The 7660-nt window shown below is 52.8% G+C and carries 12 protein-coding genes; 4 read left to right on the top strand and 8 right to left on the bottom strand.

Annotation, left to right across the window (positions count from 1 at the left end; genetic code table 11):
• Positions 1-399: 399 nt before the first annotated feature.
• From D7S44_RS23020 to D7S44_RS23010, 3 genes are all read right to left on the bottom strand, one after another.
• Positions 400-756: a DUF6404 family protein gene (locus tag D7S44_RS23020; protein WP_120458499.1), complete on the bottom strand. Its 357-nt coding sequence runs from the start codon at positions 754-756 to the stop codon at positions 400-402.
• Positions 757-831: 75 nt separating this feature from the next.
• Positions 832-1344: a hypothetical protein gene (locus D7S44_RS23015; protein ID WP_084886492.1), complete on the bottom strand. Its 513-nt coding sequence runs from the start codon at positions 1342-1344 to the stop codon at positions 832-834.
• Between the two features lie 5 nt (positions 1345-1349).
• Positions 1350-1982, bottom strand: coding sequence for a conjugative transfer relaxase/helicase TraI domain-containing protein (locus D7S44_RS23010; protein WP_120458497.1), 633 nt, complete (start codon positions 1980-1982; stop codon positions 1350-1352).
• Between the two features lie 47 nt (positions 1983-2029).
• Here D7S44_RS23010 and D7S44_RS23005 point away from each other — a divergent pair, with 47 nt between their 5' ends.
• A complete protein-coding gene (locus D7S44_RS23005; RefSeq protein ID WP_147402134.1) occupies positions 2030-2356 on the top strand; it encodes a hypothetical protein in 327 nt (108 codons plus the stop codon).
• An 80-nt stretch (positions 2357-2436) separates the two neighbouring features.
• On the top strand, positions 2437-3258 hold the full coding sequence (locus D7S44_RS23000) for a helix-turn-helix domain-containing protein (RefSeq protein ID WP_158591317.1): 822 nt from the start codon (positions 2437-2439) through the stop codon (positions 3256-3258).
• A 44-nt stretch (positions 3259-3302) separates the two neighbouring features.
• Here the strand turns inward: D7S44_RS23000 and D7S44_RS22995 are convergent, their stop codons facing one another.
• Complete coding sequence (locus tag D7S44_RS22995; protein ID WP_120458494.1) at positions 3303-3704, bottom strand: relaxosome protein TraM; 402 nt, start codon at positions 3702-3704, stop codon at positions 3303-3305.
• Between the two features lie 396 nt (positions 3705-4100).
• Here D7S44_RS22995 and D7S44_RS22990 point away from each other — a divergent pair, with 396 nt between their 5' ends.
• Positions 4101-4601 (top strand): lytic transglycosylase domain-containing protein, encoded by a 501-nt coding sequence (locus tag D7S44_RS22990; RefSeq protein WP_120458493.1) that lies wholly within the window; start codon positions 4101-4103, stop codon positions 4599-4601.
• On the opposite strand, the gene D7S44_RS23425 is transcribed toward D7S44_RS22990, so the two are convergent.
• The 4 genes from D7S44_RS23425 to D7S44_RS23420 form a co-directional block, all read right to left on the bottom strand.
• Entirely contained in the window at positions 4591-4815 is a 225-nt protein-coding gene (locus D7S44_RS23425; RefSeq protein ID WP_147402132.1) for a hypothetical protein, read from the bottom strand. The genes D7S44_RS22990 and D7S44_RS23425 overlap by 11 nt on opposite strands.
• 43 nt (positions 4816-4858) lie before the next feature.
• Positions 4859-5710, bottom strand: a complete 852-nt coding sequence (locus D7S44_RS22985) for an LPD29 domain-containing protein (protein WP_120458492.1) — start codon at positions 5708-5710, stop codon at positions 4859-4861.
• 64 nt (positions 5711-5774) lie between these two features.
• Complete coding sequence (locus tag D7S44_RS22980) at positions 5775-6365, bottom strand: hypothetical protein (RefSeq protein WP_120458491.1); 591 nt, start codon at positions 6363-6365, stop codon at positions 5775-5777.
• Positions 6366-7190: 825 nt separating this feature from the next.
• On the bottom strand, positions 7191-7397 hold the full coding sequence (locus D7S44_RS23420; protein ID WP_147402131.1) for a hypothetical protein: 207 nt from the start codon (positions 7395-7397) through the stop codon (positions 7191-7193).
• Positions 7398-7519: 122 nt separating this feature from the next.
• On the opposite strand from D7S44_RS23420, the gene D7S44_RS22965 reads away from it, so the two are divergent.
• Positions 7520-7660, top strand: a 141-nt coding sequence (locus D7S44_RS22965) for an IS1 family transposase (RefSeq protein ID WP_001392815.1), incomplete at its 3' end; no start/stop codon positions are given.

Genomic DNA, 7660 nt, shown 5'->3' with positions numbered 1-7660 from the left:
GTAGCTGAACAGGAGGGACAGCTGATAGAAACAGAAGCCACTGGAGCACCTCAAAAACACCATCATACACTAAATCAGTAAGTTGGCAGCATCACCCGGCACCGGGTGCAGTTTCAGATGGCGGGAACTGATGCTGTGGCTATGCTCAAGAACAACAGCACCTGACTGTATGTGAGAAAAAACAGCAACTATTTAATGGTTTCGGGCGTGCAGGATTTACTTTCACGTCTGGAGTTTACATACCTGATTAAGTACGCAGTAAGCATAAGAACTTCCCCTCATCCAAGCCATATTAAATGCCTCATTTGAGGGTCGGGAGCGTTTGGGATTTTTAATCCTGGACGCGACGGACCGGCCAACCGCAGGGCGGCAGGCCGTTTTAAGCTTGGTAAAGGAGAGTTAAAGCTGCTCCCAGCCCGGCAGACATTTGGCTTTTCGGCGCCTTCGTAAAATACTCGCCATGATGAGCCCAAATAACAGGCCGGCAGCCAGCGCTGTTATTACGCTGGCCAGCGGGCTGTACCCCCGTGATTGCCATGTGATAAACCACATCATCCCTCCCCAGAACACAGCATAGTAGCCGCCCAGCAGGATCAGGTTGCTCCAAAAACTGGCAAAAAGTGCCGGCCGCTTCTTTATGCCCAGCCACCACAGTAGCCGATAGGTAGCAGGGATACTCTGGTTTCTGCGCACGCCGGTTGCAGCCATCAGCGCATAGGCCTTTTTTCTTTTCCGCTTAAATTCTGCATCTTTCACTCAGTTAACCTCCCTTTAAACTGTACACCAGACCTTATAACCATACGCATAAGCACCGGAACGGCAACCCTTTATTCAATCAGCTTTTCCTGTGACAAGTACGTTCATCAGCCCCAGGTCTGAATACGCATAGCGCAGCAGCTGCAGGCCGGCAAAAAATACCGCCGTGTTCAGAAAGGGCAGCAGCCACAGACTCATGTTATGCATGGCCATACCGGCCAGCGGCGGCATGATAAGCGCGCTTACGCCTGTCGCCACAAACACGGACGTAAGGTTGCGCCCACGCCCAAAGCGTCCCTTCTCACGCGTGACCAGCTGCGGATGCAGCAGCAGGGTCACCGGCATCATGCCCGGGCGGGTCTTCATCTCCCGGATGCGCGCCGTTTCGGCCTCCGTCAGGCTATGCGTGGCGGAAAAATCCTCAATGAAGCCGTCCACCACGTTCTGCACGGTTTCACTGCAGCGGGGCTCACCACCACCCTTACTCCAGCGGCGAAGCAGCGCGCCTTCTGTCCGGAACTCGGGCAGCCAGGCCATCAGCATCATCAGGCAAACGGCCACGGTGGCCGCAATCAACAGTAATGTCACAGGGTCTACTCCAGGGTCTTTTGAGGTTTATGGCCAAACTCAGGTTCGGGTTCGCTGCGCTCGTGGCGCATCACGTTCACTTCATCGTTCATCATGGCGCGGACGTCCCGCTCCGGGGTCAGGTCGTAGTCTCGATAATCAAATGCCTCCTCCTGCAGCTCTTCCAGCGCGGCGGCCAGTGCGGCCTCGCGTTCGCTCTCCCGCTCGTCCGGTGCGCTCCGCGCCTCTTCAGGCGCAACAGGCTCCGGCTCTTTCTCCTCCTGCCCCAGCGCGGCCTTAACGGCTTTCTCCAGCGCCTCGGCTTCGCGGCGGTCCAGCTCCTCCCCACCCGACGTCGCTGCTGCCGACGCGCCTCTGGCATCCGGACGTTCACTGTGGTCAGCTGAGAGCACAACAGGGCTTTCCGGATTGTCCTTCATCAGCTGCAGCGCCTCCGCGACATCCGCGGCTTCCAGCACCTTTCCGTACTTTTCCCCTCGCTGCAGCACGATGCGGCTGCCGTCCGCTGCCCCTTCATAGTGGGCGGCTGAAAAGTCTACCTCTCCGCTGGAGGGTGACACCGGAACGTGCCAGTTCCCGCGCTGCCGGCCGTGCTCGTTGATAACCGGCCACAGCATTTCCGGCGCTTTCCCGGCCATAAAGCGCGTCCGCCGTAAGGTCCTGATCGACCCGGTCCGCCAGGTGCGTGCCGGATGCCCTCCTTCATTACATGCGTGACCCGGGCTGGTTTGAGGTTAGCTTCAGAGAAACCCGCTTTTATGCCTGCCAGCTCGTGACCATTCCACTGCTCGCGTTTATTAAAAATCGCGTCCCGGCCAGGCAGTTGCAGGCGGCGGCCGAACGGTCACTCACACAGTTGAGACAATATTCAGACGTAGCCGACCCGGCTGCATGGATAATGGTTAATGCGGATTTCCTGGCCCCCCTCCCCCGTCCCGGCGTGAACCTGTGGCACGCCAGAAAAATAAAGAACAGCTTTGAAAATGCAATATTTACTGAGCCGGGGAAATAATTCACTCAAAAATAAAAACCACCCCGGTCGGTACAAAATCCGCAACATCCGCTAAAAAAGTAAATCCACCAAAACAGGTGTTGAAAGAAAAATATGGGCCCGATGCAGATAAAGTGATGGAGCGTGTGATGCTGGGCTGGCGCGTCAGGGATATATGTGAAGAACAGAACTGTTCTGAATCTTACGTCTACAAGCTAATAAAAAAGCGCAAGGGAAGCTCTGCAATGGATTACCGCTGGAAGCAGTGGGAGCTGATTTCACGCATGTATCATGCCGAGCCAAAAATGACGATAGAAGAAATTGAGCAGGCCTGCGGAGTATCTCGCGCAGTCATCTATCACGCCGTTAAAAAAATAGCCGATCGTGACGGACAGAAAATCATCCCTCGGGAGCATGAGAGAAAACTGACACCAGAAGATGTTGAGGCGATAAAAGTAAAGTTAAGCCAGGGCATACTCAGAAAGCATATTCTGACTGAATACAGCATCACGAACGACACGCTTATTAAGTACGTTGGCACGCATGAAGATTACAGGGTTATATCTGAAGAATTAAAAGACTATGCGGTACGATTGCGCGTGCAGGGTAAAACCCTACAGCAAACCGCCGATATACTGGGTGTGACGGTTGCAACGGTTAAACGCGCATGGAGCAAAAAGAAAGACTCTCCTGAAATTAAGGAAAAGCGCGTCAAGTATGATAACCGTAACGTGCTGTCTAAACGCGACCGCGATCAGGCAGTTAATGCTGTCTTACGAGACGGCCATACAAGAAAGCAGGTTTATACACAATACGGAATTAATGCACTGACGCTACGACGTTATATTCGTGATGCGCTAAAAAGAGAAACCGATGCACTGAGGCAGGATGACAATGGAAAAGACGAGAAGGGTGACTCCTGAATAAGAAGCCTGATGTATTCGCAGATAGATCAGGCTTGCATTAATTATTTAAAGTACTCCAGTAATTTACCGGCAACTCTTTCCTTCATCTCTTTAGGCCAGTCTGGATCAAGAAGCATTTCGTTCCTGACGACTTTAGAAGTATCAACCGTTTCCTTCATGATGCCGAAAATGGCGTCGATAATGAACCCATTCATCAGCGCATTTTTAGCAATGAGCTCCAGCTTCTGATCAAGCGTTTTTTCTGAAGCATCCTTGTTGATTTTGTTTTCATGCACTCGTAAACCGAGTTTAAACATTTCCATTACGAACGCTGATCTGTTAGCCGTATCACGGGATTCACCGTCTTCCAGTTTTTTTTCGACGTGCGCATCAATCTTTTCCAGCAGTGAAAAAGGGATAGTAAGGTTAACCCGGTTACGCTTAGCTGAATTTTCATCATTCATATTTTTTTCTCACACTCGTTTTAACTAACATATGTAAGCATCACATCGGACCAGACAATCTGGAAGGGTGCAGACTCGTTTTTTATGGTAACCATCGGGTAACATCCGGCTTAAAACTGAGTAACCATATGGAAACCAATAGTTAGGAATCCATTATAAGCTACTGATAAAATTAAAACAAACCATACGGTAACCAATAAAAAACCTTCAGGATTCCACTGGGTTACCTTCTGGTAAGTAACCATAAGATTAAATTTTCTACGATTCAAAGCTAAGTTGCTGATTTTAAATACATTAACCAGCAAAAAGAAATTTGCGAGTGGTGTGTAAAAACCCAACTCTTATGATATTATTGAGCCTGACATCTCCTCCGAACTTTTCAAATCAGGAGCCGCAATGCGTTTATTCACTCACGCTGCAGCCCTGCTGGCGACAGGCATTTTCTCCGCCAGCGTGAATGCGGACTGTTTTATTAAAGCCGGCGAATGGTATTCCATCGATCCGGACTACCTGCGCGCTATCGCCTGGCAGGAGTCCCGCTATAACCCGGGAGCCATTAATACTAACCTGACAAAAGACGGTAAACCCGGCAGCAGTGACTATGGGCTCATGCAGATTAATTCGGTCACAATGCGACGCTTACAGAAAGAGTACCCGGGCCTCAGCAAAGAAAAACTGCTCAGCGAGCCATGTCTGAATATTTATATTGGTGCCATGCTGCTGCGCCGCAATTTCAATCAGTACGGCACAACGTGGCTGGCGGTGGGAATGTACAACGCGGGAATGAAAAACCTGCCGGTAACCGTAACGAACCGCTATAACTATGCGATGCTGATTGATAAACATTACAAGGCCATCAAGTCAGGTAAAATCCCGCGCAAGGCATTCAGCGGCTGAACGGTTTTTGATACTGACGAAGCACGCAGCCCGGCTTTATCTCTCTGCGCTGCATTTGTTTAAAGACGGCAACGAAGCCCGCGCGCAGAATTACCCGCCCCGGCTCAATGCCGGGAACGGGTAACAGAAGTAACTTCTCTTTTTTTCGTAAGCACCGCATGTACAGACATTGCGATGGATTACATTTATCCGTCACCGGTTCAATACCGGTCACGGATAAAATCCGGCAAAAAAAAGGAGCCCTGCGGCCCCTGTTTTTATTTTATTTCCGCAAGCGTTCGGTTTATCTCACCCTGCACGCCCTGGTTGTGCCAGAAGTAATCGCGCCCGACCCTGTATAGCTCGCCAGCGTTAAATCGAGCCAGCGTTATTTCTTCACCTTCCAGACTGCCGCCATATCTTTTAGCGATCATGTCCACCGCCTTTCCCTTCATCCCGTCCGAATAATCCCGGTCGGTAAAAACGTAGCCCACGCCACCATAAATTCGGTTGAAAGGAGAGGCGCAGGAAACAGACATATCCTGCATACCGTCAAAATAACTGTCCTTATACTTATCCGTTACGGATTTTACTTCTTCCTCTGTCGGCCCGTCCATCCAGTTAACGCTTACGCTGTCATAGCTTCGCTTACGAACGGAGAATCTAACGCCCGGAAATTTTGCTTTCAGCTCTTTGCGGATATTCGATGTGACTTGCACGGCCCCGTTTTTATCCTGCGAGAGCGCGGCATATTCCGGGGTTATTTTTAAACGCTCGCATTCAGCTGCATAAAGTCGCGCGGCCTCCTCCTTTTCCTCCTGCTTACGGCGTTCTTCAGACTCCGCGTGTTTAACAATGCGCGCCGTTTCTTCCCCGCTTTTTATTTCCGGGAATATGCTCCACTGTTTTCCGTGCAGGATACTTTCCGGCAGCCCGCGAGATATTCCGCCGCTCTCAAACGCAATATCAAACCTGGCATTACCGCCATAAGATACGTAGCCTGAAAGCGACCCGACTGATGCCGGTTTCTGCTCGCCGTGAACGGCAAACACGACACCCCGTCCGCGATTGTAAAGAACTGTGCTGACAACCTGACCGATGACCACTGCCTGCGCATTGTACATTTTCATTTCAGTTTTCCTTAAATCAGTTGAGACGAAAAAGCGGCCCGCCTTTACAGGCCGCGCAACGTTTTCAGAAAGGGATCTCGTTTAAAGTGGTATCAGCGGCACCGACAGTTACCTGATTTTCAGGCGCCGGGTTCAGGGCGTTTTCCAGTGTGATGATCCCGCGCGCAACGTCGCTTGCCTTGTAGAGGTCCAGTCCTGCCGCCATCGCCGCGTCAAAGTTATCGAGAAACTTCTGCACTTCCTCGCTCCGCACCTCTGAGGCCCGGCGAATAAACTTCCGTCGCACTTCCTGCCATGAATCCGTGCGGTAAAAAATCTGGCCACGGCTGGCAATCAGGTAACGCCCGGCGGCCCTTTCGCCCAGGTCGTACAGCGCCGTCATGCCCCCGCCTGAGCTCGCCAGACACGGCAACGCGGTATGTCCTGCCGCCAGGAGTGCCACCACATCCGCTTCATCAAGCAGCAGCGCGTCCACACCATAGCTGCCGTTTCGCGCCGGGTAGTGCTTCCCCTCTGACGGCGTGACGGTTTTGCCGTCTGCGTTTGTGGTGTGCCAGCGCGTGCGCAGATCGTTTGCGCTGACGCAGATTTTTGGTCCGTTACCCCATGTTTTGGGAGATTCTGAAGCGGCGACGTTGACGTTTTGTGTGTGCATGCTGGTTCTCCTGTCAGGTGGTTAATTCATGTTTCGGTTAGTTCCTCGCGGCAAAGGGCTGAGAAGCAACGGCAGGCAGCAGATACAAGGGCGCCGCAGGCGTGCACTTCACCCTTGTATCTGATGAATGACGGTGCTTGGATTCGCCCGCCGCGTGGGACGTACCGCAACATGACCACCGCGCCGGAGATGAGCATGCACACACCCGACCGCAACGCGGGCGTCCTCAGCGGCCACGTCTTTTTGTGGCCAGAGAACGCGCCGGCGCCAGCCGGCTGCAGGGGTTGACCTGGCCGTTCGCCATCAGACCCTAGCCGTCAGGCCCGGAACGCATTGCGGTCCGGCGGAGCTTACCGGCTCTGCCGGTTAGCAGAGTGGGGCTGACGACCCGGCAACGCCGGGAAGCCGAAGGGGGCCATCAGGCTGTTTATGCTTTTGACCTTCAGGGACAGGAAACCGGAGGAGCAGCTGCAGCGCAGCACAGGGATTAACAGCAGAAGGAAGCAGAGAGAGAAGACCATGAGACAGCGTCCCGGAGAGAGAAAGCGCAGGCGAAGGGCGAGAGCCGGTGCGTCAGCACCGGTTTTCCCCGGCCCGCAGGGCCGCCCGCTTTTAAGCCGCGGCTGAAGCAGCTGCAGGGCCATAGCCAGCCCCGCGCTTACTGCTTTCAACATTCTTCCAGCTCGGCCCGATATTGCATTTCCGCAGAACTGACCAGCGACGCAAATGTTACGTTTTCGTCCGTTATGCTCTCCTGTTCACACAGGTGCATAAGGTTAGCTATCAGATCCTGCACAGCCGTGTAAGCTTCGTCCCCTCTGCCGTCTAAACCGGTACGCCGGGCAAATATCCACATGCTTCAGCCGCAACCGTTGCCCGGTCCGTATTGCCCCAGATAAGCGCCGGTCGTTCAGTTCCCGCAGCCGTTGCGGCAATCTCTTCGATAACATCCATTCGCACCGGCTTATGCGTCCCGGTTAATTCCGGGTTTACTGTCTGGTTATCCAGTGTTAAGGTTTGCACTGTAGACACATTGATCTCCCGTTCTGTGGTCAGTGTTTCTCTGATGCCCCGGCTTCGTCGCAGATACCAGGGGCGGGGTGATGCTGCCAACTTACTGATTTAGTGTATGATGGTGTTTTTGAGGTGCTCCAGTGGCTTCTGTTTCTATCAGCTGTCCCTCCTGTTCAGCTACTGACGGGGTGGTGCGTAACGGTAAAAGTACTGCCGGACATCAGCGCTATCTCTGCTCTCACTGCCGTAAAACATGGCAGTTACAGTTCACATACACCGCC

The sequence above is a fragment of the Pantoea piersonii genome, assembly GCF_003612015.1.
Taxonomy (GTDB): domain Bacteria; phylum Pseudomonadota; class Gammaproteobacteria; order Enterobacterales; family Enterobacteriaceae; genus Pantoea; species Pantoea piersonii.
Note: the sequence above shows the minus strand (reverse complement) of the source record. Positions and strands in the feature narration are given on the sequence as shown.